Source organism: Micromonospora sp. PRAS1 (assembly GCF_059553435.1).
On record NZ_JCANNB010000004.1, the window covers coordinates 205,744 to 223,174 of the forward strand.

15 protein-coding genes are annotated in these 17,431 nt (G+C 70.3%); 10 read left to right on the forward strand and 5 right to left on the reverse strand.

The annotated features are described in order from the left end of the window. Positions 1–49 precede the first annotated feature (49 nt). Entirely contained in the window at positions 50–1,837 is a 1,788-nt protein-coding gene (locus AC507J_RS06275) for an exo-alpha-sialidase (RefSeq protein WP_496288100.1), read from the forward strand. 63 nt (positions 1,838–1,900) lie between these two features. On the opposite strand, the gene AC507J_RS06280 is transcribed toward AC507J_RS06275, so the two are convergent. Further along, positions 1,901–2,923 carry a LacI family DNA-binding transcriptional regulator gene (locus AC507J_RS06280; RefSeq protein WP_496288101.1) on the reverse strand — a complete coding sequence of 341 codons (1,023 nt, stop codon included), beginning with the start codon at positions 2,921–2,923 and terminating at the stop codon, positions 1,901–1,903. Between the two features lie 232 nt (positions 2,924–3,155). On the opposite strand from AC507J_RS06280, the gene rhaI reads away from it, so the two are divergent. The 7 genes from rhaI (at position 3,156) to AC507J_RS06315 (ending at position 12,495) form a co-directional block, all read left to right on the forward strand. Continuing rightward, positions 3,156–4,349, forward strand: coding sequence for an L-rhamnose isomerase (rhaI, locus tag AC507J_RS06285; protein ID WP_496288102.1), 1,194 nt, complete (start codon positions 3,156–3,158; stop codon positions 4,347–4,349). 37 nt (positions 4,350–4,386) lie between these two features. Next, entirely contained in the window at positions 4,387–6,420 is a 2,034-nt protein-coding gene (locus AC507J_RS06290) for a bifunctional aldolase/short-chain dehydrogenase (protein ID WP_496288103.1), read from the forward strand. Continuing rightward, positions 6,417–7,850 carry a rhamnulokinase gene (locus tag AC507J_RS06295; RefSeq protein WP_496288104.1) on the forward strand — a complete coding sequence of 478 codons (1,434 nt, stop codon included), beginning with the start codon at positions 6,417–6,419 and terminating at the stop codon, positions 7,848–7,850. Before AC507J_RS06290 ends, AC507J_RS06295 begins: the two co-directional genes overlap by 4 nt. 2 nt (positions 7,851–7,852) lie before the next feature. Beyond that, on the forward strand, positions 7,853–8,632 hold the full coding sequence (locus AC507J_RS06300) for a (Fe-S)-binding protein (protein ID WP_496288170.1): 780 nt from the start codon (positions 7,853–7,855) through the stop codon (positions 8,630–8,632). Continuing rightward, positions 8,629–10,059, forward strand: a complete 1,431-nt coding sequence (locus AC507J_RS06305; protein ID WP_496288105.1) for a lactate utilization protein B — start codon at positions 8,629–8,631, stop codon at positions 10,057–10,059. Before AC507J_RS06300 ends, AC507J_RS06305 begins: the two co-directional genes overlap by 4 nt. Continuing rightward, positions 10,056–10,685, forward strand: coding sequence for a LutC/YkgG family protein (locus tag AC507J_RS06310; protein WP_496288106.1), 630 nt, complete (start codon positions 10,056–10,058; stop codon positions 10,683–10,685). Before AC507J_RS06305 ends, AC507J_RS06310 begins: the two co-directional genes overlap by 4 nt. Positions 10,686–11,235: 550 nt before the next feature. Then, positions 11,236–12,495, forward strand: coding sequence for an SGNH/GDSL hydrolase family protein (locus tag AC507J_RS06315; RefSeq protein ID WP_496288107.1), 1,260 nt, complete (start codon positions 11,236–11,238; stop codon positions 12,493–12,495). A 19-nt stretch (positions 12,496–12,514) separates the two neighbouring features. On the opposite strand, the gene AC507J_RS06320 is transcribed toward AC507J_RS06315, so the two are convergent. Beyond that, positions 12,515–12,982, reverse strand: a complete 468-nt coding sequence (locus AC507J_RS06320; protein WP_496288108.1) for a MarR family winged helix-turn-helix transcriptional regulator — start codon at positions 12,980–12,982, stop codon at positions 12,515–12,517. Positions 12,983–13,151: 169 nt separating this feature from the next. On the opposite strand from AC507J_RS06320, the gene AC507J_RS06325 reads away from it, so the two are divergent. Both AC507J_RS06325 and AC507J_RS06330 read left to right on the forward strand, forming a co-directional pair. Then, positions 13,152–13,460, forward strand: a complete 309-nt coding sequence (locus AC507J_RS06325) for a GNAT family N-acetyltransferase (protein ID WP_496288109.1) — start codon at positions 13,152–13,154, stop codon at positions 13,458–13,460. Between the two features lie 33 nt (positions 13,461–13,493). Further along, positions 13,494–13,913, forward strand: a complete 420-nt coding sequence (locus tag AC507J_RS06330; protein ID WP_496288110.1) for a (4Fe-4S)-binding protein — start codon at positions 13,494–13,496, stop codon at positions 13,911–13,913. A 223-nt stretch (positions 13,914–14,136) separates the two neighbouring features. On the opposite strand, the gene AC507J_RS06335 is transcribed toward AC507J_RS06330, so the two are convergent. The 3 genes from AC507J_RS06335 to grrM (AC507J_RS06345) all read right to left on the reverse strand — a co-directional run bounded on the left by AC507J_RS06335 (position 14,137) and on the right by grrM (AC507J_RS06345) (position 17,399). Further along, positions 14,137–14,859: an SDR family oxidoreductase gene (locus AC507J_RS06335; protein WP_496288111.1), complete on the reverse strand. Its 723-nt coding sequence runs from the start codon at positions 14,857–14,859 to the stop codon at positions 14,137–14,139. 163 nt (positions 14,860–15,022) lie between these two features. Beyond that, a complete protein-coding gene (gene grrM, locus AC507J_RS06340; protein WP_496288112.1) occupies positions 15,023–16,192 on the reverse strand; it encodes a cyclophane-forming radical SAM/SPASM peptide maturase GrrM/OscB in 1,170 nt (389 codons plus the stop codon). Positions 16,193–16,199: 7 nt separating this feature from the next. After that, complete coding sequence (gene grrM, locus AC507J_RS06345; RefSeq protein ID WP_496288113.1) at positions 16,200–17,399, reverse strand: cyclophane-forming radical SAM/SPASM peptide maturase GrrM/OscB; 1,200 nt, start codon at positions 17,397–17,399, stop codon at positions 16,200–16,202. Between the last annotated feature and the right edge of the window lie 32 nt (positions 17,400–17,431).

Sequence of the window (17,431 nt, forward strand, 5' to 3'; positions counted from 1 at the left end):
GCCCCCGCCGGCCCACGTCAACCGTTCCTTAAAGCAACGGAGACCAATCATGGCCCGTACCGCCCTACGGACATCGCTACGAACCACCACCCTGACCGCGCTGGCCGTCCTCGCGACGGCCGCAGTTCCCGCTCCGTCCTTCGCCGCCACCGAACCACCGCTGCGGGTGATCGACGGACTCGTCGACACCACCGACCCCGTCACCGTCGGCCTGCCGCGGGCCGCCAACGCCGAGACGATCACCGTCTTCGCCCCCGGCGACGACGACCTCAAGTACAACCACGGCGTCGTGCTGATGCCGTTCAAGAACCGCCTGTACGCGCAGTGGCAGAGCTCCGAGCGGGACGAGGACGCCCCCGACACCATCGTCGTCTACGCCACAAGCGAGGACGGGAAGAACTGGTCGGAGCCGATCCCGCTGACCGCGCCCCGCACCGACGGGTACACCTCCAGCGGCGGCTGGTGGACCGACGGCGAGACCCTGGTGGCGTACCTCAACGTCTGGCCGCGCGCCCTCACTCCGCGCGGTGGCTACACCGAGTACGTGACCAGCACCGACGGCGTGAACTGGAGCGAACCGAAGCGGGTGCTCGGTGCCGACGGTGAGCCGGTGAACGGCATCATCGAGCAGGACGTCAAGGCGCTGCCGAACGGGCGGATCCTGACCGCCTTCCACGTACAGCCGGGGCTGTTCGTCAAGCCCTACTACACCGATGACCCGCTCGGCGTCTCCGGGTGGAAGCAGGGCGATTTCACCAACCAGCCGAGCAACGCCGGGATGGCCCGCGAACTCGAACCGAGTTGGTACCAGCAGGCGGACGGGTCGATCGTGATGGTCTTCCGGGACCAGGGCGGCGGCACCTACCGCAAGCTCGCCGCGGTGAGCACCGACAACGGCGAGACCTGGTCGGACTCGGTCGTGACGAACGTGCCGGACTCCCGTACCAAGCAGAGCGCCGGCAACCTGCCCGACGGCACGTCGTACCTGGTCGGCAACCCCACCGGCACCCGCAACCGCTACCCGCTGTCAGTGCTGGTGAGCGCCGACGGGAAGACCTTCGACGTGGCCTACAACCTGCGCACCGCCGAGGACCTTCCGACCGTCCGTTACCCGGGGCTGTACAAGTCGGCCGGCTACAGCTACCCGAAGAGCATCGTGTGGCAGGACGACCTCTACGTCGCCTACGGCACGAACAAGGAGGACGTGCAGCTCAGCCGGATCCCGGTCGCCGACATCTCGCTGCGCCACGACGCGCCCGCCGTCCCCGGCAAGGGCGTGCTGTCGCACGACAACGGTTGGGACACCGGGCTGGGCGACGGGAACTACACCGTCACCATGAACCTCTGGTGGGGGCAGAACGCCAGCCACGTGCGGCTGTACGAGAACGGCGAGCTGGTGGCGTCCCGGACGGTGGCGTACCGCGGTGTCGGCGCGCAGTCCGTCGCCGTCCCGATCACCGGCCGACCCAACGGGACCTACGTCTACACGGCCGAACTGGTAAACCTGAAGGGCGTCACCACGACGAAGCCGCTGACGGTGAAGGTCACCAAGGCCACGCCGGCCAAGCCGGTGCTGAGCCACGACAACACCGACCGCGACGGCGCGTACCGGGTCACCGCCAACCTGTGGTGGGGCACCAACGCGACGTCGTACCGCTTCCTGGAGAACGGCACCGTCGCCGCCGAGGGTGAGCTCACCGCGAACACCCCGAAGGCACAGGCGGCGTCGCTTGCGGTGACCGGCAAGGCACCCGGCGACTACACCTACGTCGTCGAGTTCACAAACGCCGCAGGCACCACTGTCAGCGCACCGATCACGGTGACCGTGACCCGCTGAGCCTTTGCCGGCCGTGTCCCGGTTCCCCGGGGACACGGCCGGCACCGGGCCGGCGGACACCGGTCAGTACGACGGACGTTCGCTCGATCGGCGGACGACGAGTTCCGGTTCGAACACCACGTGCCGGTGCCGGTGTTCCTCACCGGCCACCGCCTCCTCGAGCAGCAGGTGGGCCGCCGTGCGCCCCAGTTGCTCACGTGGTTGCCGGACCGATGACAGCGGCACCGCTGCCGCGCCGGCGAACTCGATGTCGTCGTAGCCGACGATCGCCACATCGTCGGGCACCCGCAGCCCACGGCCGGTCAACTCCTGCAACACACCGAGCGCGAGCAGGTCGTTGGCGCAGAACACGGCGGTCGGCCGCTGCCGGGCAGGTAGGCAGATCAGTTCCTCGGCGGCGTGCCGGCCGGCTGCCACCGTCAGGGTGGTGGTGGCCGCCACCCGCAGTTCGGCGGCGCTGTCGCGGTCCGCAAGTGCCGCCGCCGCTCCGGCATGCCGGTCGGCCACCTGCTGCGTCGAGAACGGTCCGCCCAGGTACGCGATCCGGCGGTGGCCCTGGTCCAGCAGGTGCTCCATGGCGAGCCGGCCGCCCAGTACGTCGTCCACCGCGACCGAGCAGCGGCTGGCCCGGCCGGACCTCCGATCGACGAGCACCACCGGAATGCCCCGTTGGTGCAGCCGGTCGAGGTCGGGCTGGCGACCGTGGCCGACCGGTGTGATGAGCACACCCCGGACCCGCTGCTCCTCAAGTAGCTCAAGGTGCCGGCGTTCCCGGGCGCTGTCCTCGCCGCTGTTGCAGACCACGAGCATGGCGCCCGCCTCCTCGACCACCTGCTCCGCGCCGCGGACCACGTCGGTGAAGAAGGGGTTGGCCACGTCGAGGACGACGATGGCGACGGTGCGGCTCCGACCGGCGCGTAGCTGTCGGGCGGAGTCGTTGCGTACGTAGCCGAGTTCGGCGATGGCGTCGAGCACCCGCTGCCGGGTGGCCGCGGTGACGCTGTCCGGCCGGTTGAGCACGTTGCTCACCGTGCCCAGGGACACCCCGGCGTGCCGGGCCACGTCCTTGATGCTTGCCGCTGCCATCGCTCCCTCGCCGATCCGGTGCGGCTCCGGCGTCGGCACACGGCCGGCCGGAGTCGAGGGAGTCTACCCCGCTTTAAAACGTTTCACGCAGAGCCGAGGTTCTCCGGCGCGACCAGGGCGTGTCGCCACCCGGAAATCAGGGAGCAATGTCGGTGAAATCCTTGACTACCCCGAAGTGCTCGCCCTAACGTCCTAAGCCAGGTCCTTGTGAAACGATTCAGAGGGAGGTCGGATGAGTCCCGACACCGCCGGGCAGCGCGCCGCCACCCGCGACCAGGTCAGGCAGGCGCTGCGCGCGCAGCGCATCGAGACTCCGTCGTGGGCGTACGCCAATTCCGGCACCCGGTTCAAGGTCTTCCCGCAGGAGGGCGTCCCGCGCAACCCGTACGAGAAGATCGCCGACGCGGCCGTGGTGCACCGCCTCACCGGGGTGGCCCCGACCGTCGCGCTGCACATCCCGTGGGACCGGGTGGACAACTACGCCGGCCTGGCCCGGTACGCCGCCGACCAGGGCGTGGCCCTCGGCGCGATCAACGCCAACGTCTTCCAGGACAACGACTACAGGCTCGGCAGCGTCACCAACCCCGACCCGGGCGTGCGGCGCAAGGCGGTGGACCACCTGCTCGAGTGCGTGGACATCATGGACCGCACCGGCTCCCGGGACCTCAAGCTCTGGTTCTCCGACGGCACCAACTACCCGGGCCAGGACGACATCCGAACCCGGCAGGACCGGCTCGCCGCCGCCCTGCGGGAGACCTACGACCGGCTCGGCGACGACCAGCGGATGCTGCTCGAGTACAAGCTGTTCGAGCCGGCCTTCTACACCACCGACGTGCCCGACTGGGGCACCGCGTACGCGCACTGCCTGGAACTCGGGCCCAAGGCGCAGGTCGTCATCGACACCGGGCACCACGCGCCCGGCACCAACATCGAGTTCATCGTGGCGTTCCTGTTGCGGGCGGGAAAGCTCGGCGCCTTCGACTTCAACTCCCGCTTCTACGCCGACGACGACCTGATGGTCGGTTCCGCGGACCCGTTCCAACTGTTCCGCATCATGTACGAGATCGTCCGCGGCGACGCCCTGCGCCCGGAGGCCGGCATCGCCTTCATGCTCGACCAGTGCCACAACATCGAGTCGAAGATCCCCGCAATCATCCGCTCAGTGCTCAACGTGCAGGAGGCCACCGCCAAGGCCCTGCTCGTCGACGCCGACGCACTCGCCACCGCGCAGCGGGCCGGTGACGTGCTCGGCGCGAACGCGGTCCTGATGGACGCGTACCACACCGACGTGCGACCGCTGCTCGCGGAGCTGCGCGCCGACCTGGGCCTCGACCCCGACCCGATGGCCGCGTACGCGCGCTCCGGCTACTTCGAGAAGATCCGCGCCGAACGGGCCGGCGGCCAGCAGGCCGGCTGGGGCGCCTGAGCGCCATCCGAGAAACGCAGACAGAGGACGAGAGACGATGCACTCGCAGGTTCAGGCACTCGTGGCCCGCAGCAACCGGCTCGGCGCCGACCCGACCACTACCAACTACGCCGGCGGCAACACCTCCGCCAAGGGCGAGACAACCGACCCGGTGACCGGCGGCCCGGTGGAGCTGCTGTGGGTCAAGGGCTCCGGCGGCGACCTGGGCACCCTCACCGAGGCCGGGCTGGCGGTGCTGCGGCTCGACCGGCTGCGCGCCCTGGTCGACGTCTATCCGGGCGTCGACCGGGAGGACGAGATGGTCGCCGCCTTCGACTACTGCCTGCACGGGCGCGGCGGTGCGGCCCCGTCGATCGACACCGCCATGCACGGGCTGGTCGACGCCGCACACGTCGACCACCTGCACCCCGACGCCGGCATCGCCCTCGCCACCGCCGCCGACGGACCCGAACTCACAAAGGAGATCTTCGGCGACCGGGTGCTCTGGGTGCCGTGGCGGCGGCCCGGCTTCCAGCTCGGCCTCGACATCGCCGCCGTCGCGAAGGCCAACCCGCAGGCGATCGGCGTCATCCTGGGCGGCCACGGCATCACCGCGTGGGGCACCACCAGCGACGAGTGCGAGCGCAACTCTCTGGAGATCATCCGCGCCGCCCAGGCGTACCTCGACGAGCGGGGCCGGCCCGAGCCGTTCGGCCCGATGGTCGCCGGCTACGAGCCGCTGCCGCCGGCTCAGCGGCGCGCCCGCGCCGCCGCGCTGGCGCCGGTGCTGCGCGGGCTGGCCTCCACCGACCGGCCGCAGGTCGGGCACTTCACCGACAGCGACGTGGTGCTCGACTTCGTGGCCCGCGAGCGGCACCCGGCACTCTCGGCGCTCGGCACCTCCTGCCCGGACCACTTCCTGCGCACCAAGGTCCGCCCGATGGTGCTCGATCTGCCGCCGTCGGCGCCGATCGAGGAGACCGTCGCGCGGCTCAAGGAGTTGCACGCCGCCTACCGCGACGACTACCGCGCCTACTACGAGCGGCACGCGAGCCCGGACAGCCCGCCGATGCGCGGCGCCGATCCGGCGATCGTCCTCGTACCCGGTGTCGGCATGTTCAGCTATGGCGCGAACAAGCAGACCGCCCGGGTCGCCGGTGAGTTCTACGTCAACGCGATAAACGTCATGCGCGGCGCGGAGTCCGTGTCGACGTACACGCCGATCGACGAGGCGGAGAAGTTCCGGATCGAGTACTGGGCGCTCGAGGAGGCCAAGCTCGCGCGGATGCCGAAGCCGAAGCCGCTCGCCACCCGGATCGCCCTGGTCACCGGGGCCGGCTCCGGCATCGGCCGGGCCATCGCCCACCGGCTCGCCGCCGAGGGCGCCTGCGTGGTCGTCACCGACCGGGACGCCGCCGCCGCCGAGCGGGTCGCCGGCGAACTGGGCGGCCCGGACGTCGCGGTGGCCGTACCGGTCGACGTCACCGACGCCGCGGCCGTGACGGACGCCGTCCGCGCGGCGGTGCTGGCCTACGGCGGTCTGGACCTCGTGGTCAACAACGCCGGGCTGTCGCTGTCGAAATCCCTGCTGGACACCACCGAGGCGGACTGGGACATCCAGCACGACGTGATGGCCAAGGGCTCCTTCCTGGTCTCGCGCGAGGCCGCCCGGGTGCTCATCGACCAGGGCATGGGCGGCGACATCGTCTACATCTCCAGCAAGAACTCACTCTTCGCCGGCCCGAACAACGTGGCGTACGGTGCGGCAAAGGCCGACCAGGCCCACCAGGTCCGGCTGCTCGCCGCCGAGTTGGGCGGCCATGGCATCCGGGTCAACGGCATCAACCCCGACGGCGTGGTCCGCGGCTCCGGCATCTTCGCCGGCGGCTGGGGTGCCCAACGCGCCGCCGTCTACGGAGTGCCGGAGGAGCAGCTCGGCGAGTTCTACGCGCAGCGCACCCTGCTCAAGCGGGAGGTGCTGCCGGAACACATCGCGAACGCCGTTTTCGTCCTCACCGGCGGCGAGCTGTCGCACACCACGGGGCTGCACATCCCGGTGGATGCCGGCGTCGCGGCGGCCTTCCTCCGGTGAACGCCATCGTCGATGTCGCGGCGGTCGACCTCGGCGCGTCAAGCGGCCGGGTCATGGTCGGCCGCGTCGGGGCGGGCCGGGTGGAACTCACCGAGGCGCACCGGTTTCCCAACCAGCCGGTACGCGTCGGTGGCACCCTGCACTGGGACATCCTCGGCCTGTGGCGCGGCGTCCTCGACGGGCTACGGGCCGCCGAGCCGGTGACCAGCATCGGCATCGACTCCTGGGCCGTCGACTACGGTCTGCTCGATGCCTCCGGGACGCTGCTGGGCAACCCGGTGCACTACCGCGACCCGCGCACCGACGGGGTCGCCGCGCGGGTGGCCGAGCAGGTGGGAGAGGAACGCCTGTACGCCGCCACCGGGTTGCAGCAGCTGCCGTTCAACACCCTCTACCAGTTGGTCGCGGCGGCCGGCACACCACAGTTCGACATCGCCGACCGGCTGCTGCTGATCCCGGACCTGATCACCTACTGGCTCACCGGCCGGCTCGGTGCGGAGATCACCAACGCCTCGACGACCCAGCTGTACGACCTGCGCCGGCGCGCCTGGGCCACCGACCTGATGGCCGAGGCCGGCATTCCTGCCGGCCTGTTCCCGCCGCTGCACCCACCGGGCACCCGGATCGGGCCGGTCCGGCCCGACCTGGCGCTGCCCGGCACGCCGGAGGTGGTGGCGGTCGGTTCGCACGACACCGCCTCCGCTGTCGTCGGCGTCCCGGCGACCGGCGAGCGTTTCGCCTACATCTCCTGCGGCACCTGGTCCCTGGCGGGCGTCGAACTCGACGCGCCGGTGCTGACCGAGGCGAGTCGGCAGGCCAACTTCACAAACGAGACAGGTGTCGACGGCACGATCCGCTACCTGCGCAACGTGATGGGCCTGTGGTTGCTACAGGAGTCACTGCGCAGCTGGAACAGCACCGACCTGCCGGGTCTGCTACGGCAGGCGGCCGGCGAACCGGCCTTCCGGTCCATCGTCGACCCGGACGACCCGGTGTTCCTGCCGCCCGGCGACATGCCGGCACGGCTCGCCGACGCCTGCCGGCGGGCCGGCGAGCCGGTGCCGGAGAGCCGGGCCGCCACGGTCCGCTGCATTCTCGACAGCCTGGCGCTGGCCCACCGGCGAGTCGTCCGGCAGGCCCAGGAGCTGTCCGGCCGGGCGGTCGACGCCGTGCATGTGGTCGGTGGCGGCTCGCGCAACGCCCTGCTCTGCCAGCTCACCGCCGACGCCTGCGGACTGCCGGTGATCGCCGGGCCGGTCGAGGCCACCGCACTCGGTAACATCCTGATACAGGCTCGCGTGGCCGGCGCCGTCCACGGCGACCTACCGGCGCTGCGGGCCCTGCTGCGCGAAACCCAGCAACTCGTCCGGTACGAGCCACAGGGCGATCGGGCGGCCTGGACAGCCGCTGAGAAACGGATGGGTGGTTGAGGATGCGCGTCGCGCTCTTCGTGACCTGCCTCGCCGACACCTTGTTCCCGCAGGCGGCGGTGGCGACGGTGCGGCTGCTGGAGCGCCTCGGCCACGAGGTCGTCTTTCCCGAGGGGCAGACCTGCTGCGGCCAGATGCACGTCAACACCGGCTACCCGGACGACGCGCTACGGCTGGTCCGCCGACATGTACGCACCTTCGCGCCGTACGACGTGGTGGTGGCCCCCTCCGGTTCGTGCGTCGGCTCCGTCCGGCACCAGCACGCCATGGTGGCCCGGCGGGCGGCTGACGAACGGCTGGCCAGCCGAGCCGAGGAGGTCGCCGGCCGCACGTACGAGTTGTCCGAGTTCCTCGTCGACGTCCTCGGAGTCACCGACGTGCAGGCCTACTACCCGCACCGGGTGACGTACCACCCGACCTGCCACTCGCTGCGGATGTTGCGGGTGGGCGACCGGCCGCTTCGACTGCTGCGTGCGGTACGCGGGCTGGATCTGGTGGAGTTGCCGCAGGCGGAGCAGTGCTGCGGCTTCGGTGGCACGTTCGCGGTGAAGAACGCGGACACCTCGACGGCGATGCTTGCGGACAAGATGCGCAACGTGCTGGCCACGCGGGCGGACGTCTGCACCGCCGGGGACGCCTCCTGTCTGATGCACATTGGCGGCGGCCTGTCCCGGCTGCGCGCCGGCGTCCGGACCGTCCACCTGGCCGAGATCCTGGCCAGCACCGAAGTCGACCCGGCCGGCGAGCCGGATGCCACGCCGGCCCCCGGAGGCACGAGATGACCCGGTCCTTTCTCGGCATGCCCGCCACCGCCCCGCCCGGTGTCGGCCACCTGCGCGGCACCGAGCCGTTCCCGGTCGCCGCCCGGCGGGCGCTCTCCGACGCCCAGCTACGCCGCAACGTCGGTCACGCCACCAGCACGATCCGCGGGAAGTCGGCCGCGGTCATCGGCGAGCTGCCGGACTGGCCGCAGCTGCGGGCCGCCGGGCGGGCGATCAAGGCCGACACGATGGCTCGCCTTCCCGAGCTGCTGGAGCAACTCGAGGCGGCGGTCATCAGAGCCGGCGGAACGGTGCACTGGGCCGCCGACGCGGTAGCGGCAAACCGCATCGTCACCGAGCTGGCCCAGGCGGCCGGCGCCGACCGGGTGATGAAGGTCAAGTCGATGGTCACCCAGGAGATCGGCCTCAACGAGGCCCTGACCGATGCCGGAATCGAGCCGGTCGAGACCGACCTCGCCGAGTTGATCGTGCAGCTCGGCGACGACCGACCGAGCCACATTCTGGTACCGGCGATCCACCGCAACCGGGCGGAGATCCGGGAGATCTTCCTCCGGGCGATGCCGGGCGTCGACCCGACGCTCACCGACGAGCCCGCGGCCCTGGCCGCCGCCGCACGCCGGCACCTTCGGGAGACGTTCCTGAGCACCCGGGTGGCGGTGTCCGGAGCCAACTTCGCCGTCGCCGAGACCGGGACGCTCGCGGTGGTCGAGTCCGAGGGCAACGGGCGGATGTGCCTGACGCTGCCGGAGACTCTGATCACCGTCATGGGCATCGAGAAGGTCGTGCCGACCTGGCGCGATCTGGAAGTCTTCCTCCAGTTGCTGCCCCGGGCCTCGACCGGTGAACGAATGAACCCGTACACCTCGATGTGGACCGGTGTCACCCCGGGCGACGGGCCGCAGTCGTTCCACCTGGTGCTGCTGGACAACGGCCGCAGCGCCGTGCTCGCCGACCCGGTCGGACGGCAGGCGCTGCACTGTATCCGCTGCTCCGCCTGCCTCAACGTCTGCCCGGTATACGAACGCACCGGCGGGCACGCGTACGGATCGGTCTATCCGGGACCGATCGGGGCGGTGCTCTCCCCGCAGCTCACCGGCGTCGCGGACAATGCCTCCCTGCCGTACGCGTCGACGCTCTGCGGTGCCTGCTACGACGCCTGCCCCGTGATGATCGACATTCCGTCCATCCTGGTCCACCTGCGCGGCCAGGCACCCCACCCGCGTGCGGAGGCGGCGACGATGGCGGCTGCCGCGTACACGATGGACCACCCTGCCCTGTACGCGGCCGCGCAGCGCGCCGCGCAGCTGAGCCGGCTCGCCGGTCGGCGCGGACGTGGCCTGCCACCGCCGCTCTCCGACTGGACGGCCAGCCGCGACCTGCCGGAGCCGCCCCCGCAGACCTTCCGCCAGTGGTGGGCCGACCGGTGACCGCCCGGGAGACGATCCTCGGTCGGCTCCGCGCCGCCCTCGGCGAACCACGGCCGGACGCCGCTCTCGGCGAACCACGGCCGACGCCGGACGAGGTGCCCCGGGACTACCGGGCCGCCGGTACCGTCGCCGCTGACCTGGACCTGCTCGTAGACCGGCTCACCGATTACCGGGCCACCGTGCACCGGTGCCGCGACACCGACGTTGCCCGCTTCGTCGCCGAGGTGCTCGGCGGCCGGCAGGTCGTGGTACCGCCCGGGTTGCCCCGGCACTGGCTGCCCGACACCGTCCGCGCGGTGCCGGACGACGACCTTCCGGCGGCGTCGATCGCTACCGCGGACGGGGTGGTCACCGCGGCGGCGGTGGCCGTCGCGGAGACCGGCACCATCGTGCTCGACGGCGCCCCGGACCAGGGCCGCCGGATCATCACGCTGCTGCCCGACGTGCACGTGTGCGTGCTGCGGACCGACCAGGTCGTCGCCACCGTGCCGGACGCCCTCGTCCGGCTCGATCCGCATCGGCCGCTTACCTGGATCAGCGGCCCCTCGGCCACGAGCGACATCGAACTCAACCGGGTCGAGGGGGTTCACGGCCCCCGGAATCTTCATGTGATCATCACGACCTGACACGGGCGGCATCGAGCGCGGGGGGTGGAGTAGTCACTCGGGCGTTCCTTCGGGTCGAAGTCATGAGTCCTGACCGGGCGGCGGGTCGTGGTCCACGCGGAACACGACCCGCCCCGCTCGCCGGGGTGAGCCAGCCTCGATCCACTCGGGAAGCTCCGTCCACGGTCTCGGGTCCAGTTGCGCCCAGCCACCGCCAGCGCCGAGAAAGAGGACGGCGCTCACCTGCACGCGGCCCGCGACCGTCTGGGGCGGCGCGGAGCACGACGCCGCTGCCGTCCCAACCGGGGACCGTCCGTGGTGCCGCGCCGGGAAGCGCGGCGACGTCGCCGGGGTTCGGCGCGAAGGCGTCGACCCGAACGAGCGTCTCGTGCGGTAGCGGATCAGGGTCCGCGACGTTGCCGAGCGTGATCCCGCCGGGTACGTCGGGTTGAATCGTCCATGCCAGCATGCTTGTCCACCTGGCCTTTCTGTCCGGTACGGAGAAGTGCTGTACGACCCCATGTGACGTGGTGTCACTGGTCGGGTCCGCCGGCCGCCGGATACTGGGATGGTGACCGCGGGAAAGCCCCGCTGCACGGTGTCGACGCAGGGACGGGTGCGTGCTCCGGCGCTGGCCGACATCGACCGACGGAACGAGACCATGCCTTCCACCTGGATCACCACGCCCATCACTACGGACCTCCTGCGCGGCGCGCTCGACCTGCAACGCACCGCGCGGGGTGTGCTGCCGCACCGGCTACCCGCCTGGGCCCGCGCCCAGAACACCGACGGGCAACTCGCAATGGTGGAGGCCCAACCCGCCGGCGTGCGGCTGGCCCTCCGTACCCGGGCCACCGCCGTCGAGCTGGACACGCTGCCCACCAGGCGGGTCTACGCCGGCCTCCCGCCCCGCCCGGACGGGGTGTACGACCTGCTCGTCGACGGCCAGCTGACCGACCAGGCCAGCGTGACCGGCGGTGACACGGTGACCGTCGACATGGCCAGCGGTGCCGCCGAGCACCGGTCCGGCCCGCCCGGCACCATCCGCTTCACCGGCCTGCCCGACCGGATGAAGGACCTGGAGATCTGGTTGCCGCACAACGAGACGACCGAGCTCGTCGCCCTGCGCACCGACGCCCCTGTCGCACCCGTACCCGACCGGGGCCGCCGAAGGTGGCTGCATCACGGCAGTTCCATCAGCCAGGGCTCCAACGCGACCAGCCCGTCCACCACCTGGCCGGTCCTCGCCGCCGCCCTCGGCGGCGTCGACCTGGTCAACCTCGGTCTGGGCGGCGGCGCCCTGCTCGACCCGTTCACCGCCCGCACCATGCGGGACACCCCGGCCGACCTGATCAGCGTGAAGATCGGCATCAATCTGGTCAACAGCGACCTGATGCGACTGCGCGCCTTCACCCCGGCCGTGCACGGCTTCCTCGACACCATCCGCGACGGCCACCCCACCACACCGCTGCTTGTCGTCTCGGCCATCTACTGCCCGATCCACGAGGACACCCCGGGCCCGGGCGCGTTCGACCTCGCCGCCCTCGCCACCGGGCAGGTACGGTTCCGGGCCACCGGCGACCCGGCGGAACGGGCGAGCGGAAAGCTCACGCTCGGGGTCATCCGCGACGAGCTGAAGCGGATCACCGCCCAGCGGGCAGCCGACGACCCGAATCTGCACCACCTCGACGGCCTCGACCTCTACGGCGAGGCCGACTCCGTCGACCTGCCGCTGCCCGACCAGCTTCACCCGGACACCGCCACCCACCGACTCATCGCGGAACGCTTCGCCGAGCGGGCGTTCAGCCCCGGTGGCCCCTTCGCGGAGTGAGTGGCCCTGCCGGTGGTGGTCAGTCGGGCTGTTTCTCCATGTGCGCGAGCACTCGTCTCGAGATCCGGGCGAGGGTGTCGAGGTCTTCCTGGGTGAGGGCGTCGATGAACAGTCGGCGGACGTGTTCGACATGCACGGGGGCGGCTTCATCGATCGCCTGGACGCCGGCCGGCGTGGCGACGATGAACGCTCCGCGTCCATCGTCGGGACATTCCTCCTTGGCCACCAAGCCGCGCTTCACCATCCGCCCGACCTGGTGGGACATGCGGCTCTTCTCCCACTCCAGCAGCTTGGCCAGGTCCATCAGGCGCATCCGCCTGCCGCCGCTCTCGGTGAGCTTGGCCAGCACGAGGTAGTCGGCGGCCGACATGCCGGAGTCAGCCTGGACCCGGCGGGAGAGTAGCCCGATGAGCTTCTCCTGCATGCGGATGAAACTGTCCCAAGCGACCTGCTGTTCCGAGGTGAGCCAGCGAGGCGTTGCGTGCATGCAGGGAGCGTAACCAGGTCGTGGACAGACTCGTCCCGGCCGGCACCGAATCGAGCAACTGCTTGACGCATCAACCAACGGCACCTAGTGTGGTTGACACATCAACCAAATGGAGCCGAACTCCTCGCCGGCCACGCCGGTGCCAACGTCTAGATCTGAAGGAGCACACATGACTGTGAATGTGATCGATGTTCCCGAGGCCAGGCAGTACGAGGCCCGGGTCGAGGGAGATTCGAAGGTCGCGGGCGTCGCGCAGTACATCCGTACCAAGGAACTCGTGGCGTTCGTGCACACCGAGGTCTCGCCGGAGTACGAGGGCCGAGGGATCGGGGCTGCCCTGGCCCGCGCCGCCCTCGACGAGGCCCGCGCCGCGAACCTGCTGGTCCTGCCCACCTGCCCGTTCTTCGCGGGGTGGATCGCCCGCCACCCCGAGTACCAGGACCTGGTGTACCAGTCCCGCAGCAGAGTCAGCGACTGAACGGAACCGGGCACGGCAGCAACGGAGGTCGGCATGAGCAGCGAAACCACGAAGAGGGCGTACAAGGGGCAGTCGATCACCGTGACCTTCGAGGCCAGGCGCTGCCTGCACGCCGCAGAGTGCGTCCGCGGCCTGCCTGAGGTCTTCGATCCGAGTCGACGCCCGTGGATCCGACCCGACGACGCCGAGGCCGAACGCCTGGCCGAAGTCGTACGACGCTGTCCCTCCGGAGCGTTGCAGTACGAGCTCCTGGACGGCGGGGTGGAGATCCCGGACCGGCCCACCCAGATCACCCGCAACACCACCGGACAGTTGGTCGTGCGCGGCGAATTGAAAGTGGACACTCCGCACGGTGCGCGCACCGAGACCAGGGCCATCCTCTGCGGGTGCGGGCAGAGCCGCCTTCAGCCGTACTGCGACAACGCGGGGCCGTGCGGCCAGACCGCGCAGTGAGTCATGGAGTCGTCCAGGACCTCGTTCCCGCCGAGGCGACCGTAAGCGGCAACCCGATGCTCTGACACCACTAAGTCCAGCGGGGAACGGCACATCGGCGCCGTTCCCGGTACCTGGGTACGAGCAGCGGAACCGCGAAGAAGGCGGACGAGGACCGGTCGATCGCCGTCACCTTCGAGCCGGGTCCATGACCCGGCGATCCTGCTGCGTTCGATGCCGGACGTCAGCCTCGCTGCCGGGTCGGGCGGACGATGATCTCGTTGACGTCGACGTCCGCCGGCTGGGCGATCGCGAAGGAGATCGCGCGGGCGATCGCCTCGGGCGGGATCGAGTGCCTGCGGTATTCCGTCATCGCCGCGCGGGCACCCGGGTCGCTGATCGTCTCGGCCAGCTCGGACTCGACCACCCCGGGCGAGATCGTGGTGACCCGCAGGCTCGGGTCGGCCTCCAGGCGCAGGCCCTCGGTGATCGCCCAGGCGGCGAACTTCGTGGCCGAGTAGACCGCCGAGGTCGGCACCACCTCGTGCGCGCCTACCGAGGCGACGGTCACCACATGGCCGCTGCGCTGCTGCTGAAAGACGGGGAGGACGGCGGCGATGCCGTGCAGCAGGCCGCGTACGTTGACGTCGAGCATCCGGTCCCACTCGGCTACCAGCAGCGCGTCGAGCCGGGACAGCGGCATCAGGCCGGCGTTGTTGACGAGCACGTCGACCCGACCGAACTCGTCGACCGCGCTGCCGACGAACCTGGTGACATCGGCGCGGTCGGTGACATCGAGTCGCCGTACGCGAATGTTCTGGTGGCGCTGCGCGAGGATGTCCAACCGCTCCTGGCGCCGGGCGCCTGCGACGATCCGGTGTCCCTCCTCGGCGAGGCGCAGCGCGACTGCCGCCCCGATGCCGCTGCTCGCGCCGGTGACCAGGACAACCTTGCTTGTGGATTCCATGCGTTCCACCCTCCCGACCAGGCGGGCGGCCAACCAGGGTGTGATGCGCCCTGGATAGCGGGGGTCTCCTCCGGGCTCTGCACTTGACTGAGTGCAGTCCCTTTTGTGTCTGTTTAGTCCGGTATTCATGAGCTGTCCAAGTCCAGAGCCCCGGGGCGCCGCGTCAGTCAGTCTGCGCACAGTTCTGATCCGGCCGGGCCAACTCGGCCACGATGACATCGGTCAAGGCCTGCCGGTGCAGGCGACAGGTGAGCGTCTCCGTGGCGAAGAAGTTTCCGTGCTCCGTGAACCGGTTGGACTGGAACGCCGCGCCGCAGACCGGGAAATAGCCACACTCCTCGCGGCAGCGGTCCCGCCCTGACGCGATGTCGCGGTGCAGCCGCTGGAACGCGACGCCTCGCGCGACCTGGCCGGGCGTGTCGGCCAAAACGTTGCCCAGCACGAACCCCCCGTACTCGGGACTCGGCGTGGAGGCCAACTCGGGAGAAAAGGTGCCGACGGCACCGTCGCGGCGGATGGTGAGGATCCGGAAGGGTACGGTCTCCGCTGGTTCCCGGACGAAGGCGGCGTCTTGGCGCAGCCTCGCGAGGCAGCCCAACAGCTGGTGGAACTCGCGGATCTCGATCGTGCACCGATCGCTCCACCATCGTTGCCAGATCCGCCTCATGAACGCCGCGTATGACTGAAGGACATCATCGGGCCCGGATCGGAGCAGCTCCGAGCGGAGGTACACGCCCTCAGACTCCTCGACGTTGAAAGCGACCGACGCGAAGCCGGACCCGACGAAGAAGTCGTAGATCCGATCCGGGAACTCGAACGATTCGCGCCGCAGCACGCATATCGCGCCCGGCGAGATCCCGTGATCCCGCAGTAGGCGGTAACCCGCCATCACCCGGGCGTGAGTTCCCCTGCCCGACCGGGTTCGTCGGCTGCGGTCGTGAAGGTCGGCGGGACCGTCGAGGCTGAGCCCGACCTGGACCCCGTACTCGGCCAGAAGTTCGCACCACCTGTGGGTGATGAGCGTGCCATTGGTCTGGATGCTGTGCCGCAACCGCACGCCGGGCGGGGCGCGTTCGGCGAGCACGGCAAACGCGCGTTCGTAGAACGCCAGACCGGCAGCCAGCGGTTCACCCGCATGCCAGTGGAACTCGATCTCACCAGGCGGAAGGTGACAGCCGAAGATGAAATCCGCACTCGCGTCGAGCACCTCGGCGGTCATCACGGCCCGGTCGCGGCGGTCCGGCACGTAGCAGTAGGCGCAGTCCAGATTGCAGAGCGCGGTGGGCTGCACAACCACGGTCCGCGGCGCCACCCGCGGCACGGCGGGACTCATCGGCACCCTAGCCGTCGCCGACGCCGGTGGTCAGCTGCACTCTGCCCGACCGTCGCCGGCGGCTCTCCGATGCCAGTTCGCCGACGACGACGTCGGCCAGCGTCTGCCGGTGAAGCCGGCAGGTCAGGGTCTCCGTGGCGTGCAGGGTGCCGTGCTCGGTGAACCGGTTCGACTGGAACCCGCCGCCACACAACGCGTAGTAGTCGCAGCCGCTTCGGCAACGGTCCTGCCCGATCGCCACGTCGCGTCGCAGCCGCCCGAACGCCGCTCCCTGCGCCACCTCAGCAGGCGTGTCGACGAGGACGTTGCCCACGATGAAGTTCCCGTACTCCCCGCTCGGGGTCGAGGCCAGTTCGGGCGAGAAGGTGCTCAGCCGCCCGTCGCGGCGGATCGTGAGGATCGAGAACGGAACTGCTTCCAACGGTTCCCGGACCCGCTCGGCCTCCTGCCGCGTCCGCAGGATGCCGCCCAGCATCTCGTGGAACTCCCGGATGATCATCTCCGAGCCGTCGGCCCGCCAGCGCTGCCACACCCTCCGCATGAACGAGTCATAGGACTTTCGGAGCTGGTCGGCGTCCATGTCCCGGAGTCGTGAGTGGCGGTACACGCCCTCGGACTCCTCCACGTTGAAACCGACGGACCGGAATCCCGCGTCCCGAAAGAACTCGTACATCCGGTCGGGCCAGTTGAGCGACTCGGAGCTCAGGACGCACAGCGCCCCGGGTGACAGCCCGTTCCGGCGGAGCAGGTGGAAACTCTTCATCACCCTGGCGTGGGTCGGCCGCCCGGACCAGGTTCTCCGGTTCGCGTCGTGGATCTCCGCCGGGCCGTCCACGCTCAGACCCGTGTCCACCTGGTACCTGACGAAGAGGTCGCACCAGGCCTGGTTCAGGAGTGTGCCGTTCATCTGGAGGATGTGTTGCACCCGCAGTCCCGCCGGGGCACGCTCGGCGATCAGGGCGAAGGCCCGCTCGTAGAAGGCCAGTCCTGCGGCCAGCGGCTCCCCGGCGTGCCACAGAAACTCGATCCCGTCGCCGGTGAGGTCGCACGCGAACACGAACGAGGCGGCCGCGTCAAGCACCTCATCGCTCATCAGTCCCCGGTCCTGTCGATCGGGGAGGTAGCAGTAGCTGCAGTTCAAGTTGCACCGGGCGGTCGGCTGAAGGATCACCAACGAGGGCCTGACGGGCGGTACGCCGAGAACCATGCGGATCCTTTCGTTCGCGGCTGGCCGGCGCC

Excerpts from the sequence above, each read along its gene's own strand:
- AC507J_RS06275 (WP_496288100.1), top strand. The coding sequence starts at position 50 with ATGGCCCGTACCGCCCTACGGACATCGCTACGAACCACCACCCTGACC.
- AC507J_RS06280 (WP_496288101.1), bottom strand. The coding sequence starts at position 2,923 with ATGGCAGCGGCAAGCATCAAGGACGTGGCCCGGCACGCCGGGGTGTCC.
- rhaI (WP_496288102.1), top strand. The coding sequence starts at position 3,156 with ATGAGTCCCGACACCGCCGGGCAGCGCGCCGCCACCCGCGACCAGGTC.
- AC507J_RS06290 (WP_496288103.1), top strand. The coding sequence starts at position 4,387 with ATGCACTCGCAGGTTCAGGCACTCGTGGCCCGCAGCAACCGGCTCGGC.
- AC507J_RS06300 (WP_496288170.1), top strand. The coding sequence starts at position 7,853 with ATGCGCGTCGCGCTCTTCGTGACCTGCCTCGCCGACACCTTGTTCCCG.
- AC507J_RS06305 (WP_496288105.1), top strand. The coding sequence starts at position 8,629 with ATGACCCGGTCCTTTCTCGGCATGCCCGCCACCGCCCCGCCCGGTGTC.
- AC507J_RS06320 (WP_496288108.1), bottom strand. The coding sequence starts at position 12,982 with ATGCACGCAACGCCTCGCTGGCTCACCTCGGAACAGCAGGTCGCTTGG.
- AC507J_RS06325 (WP_496288109.1), top strand. The coding sequence starts at position 13,152 with ATGACTGTGAATGTGATCGATGTTCCCGAGGCCAGGCAGTACGAGGCC.
- AC507J_RS06330 (WP_496288110.1), top strand. The coding sequence starts at position 13,494 with ATGAGCAGCGAAACCACGAAGAGGGCGTACAAGGGGCAGTCGATCACC.
- AC507J_RS06335 (WP_496288111.1), bottom strand. The coding sequence starts at position 14,859 with ATGGAATCCACAAGCAAGGTTGTCCTGGTCACCGGCGCGAGCAGCGGC.
- grrM (WP_496288112.1), bottom strand. The coding sequence starts at position 16,192 with ATGAGTCCCGCCGTGCCGCGGGTGGCGCCGCGGACCGTGGTTGTGCAG.
- grrM (WP_496288113.1), bottom strand. The coding sequence starts at position 17,399 with ATGGTTCTCGGCGTACCGCCCGTCAGGCCCTCGTTGGTGATCCTTCAG.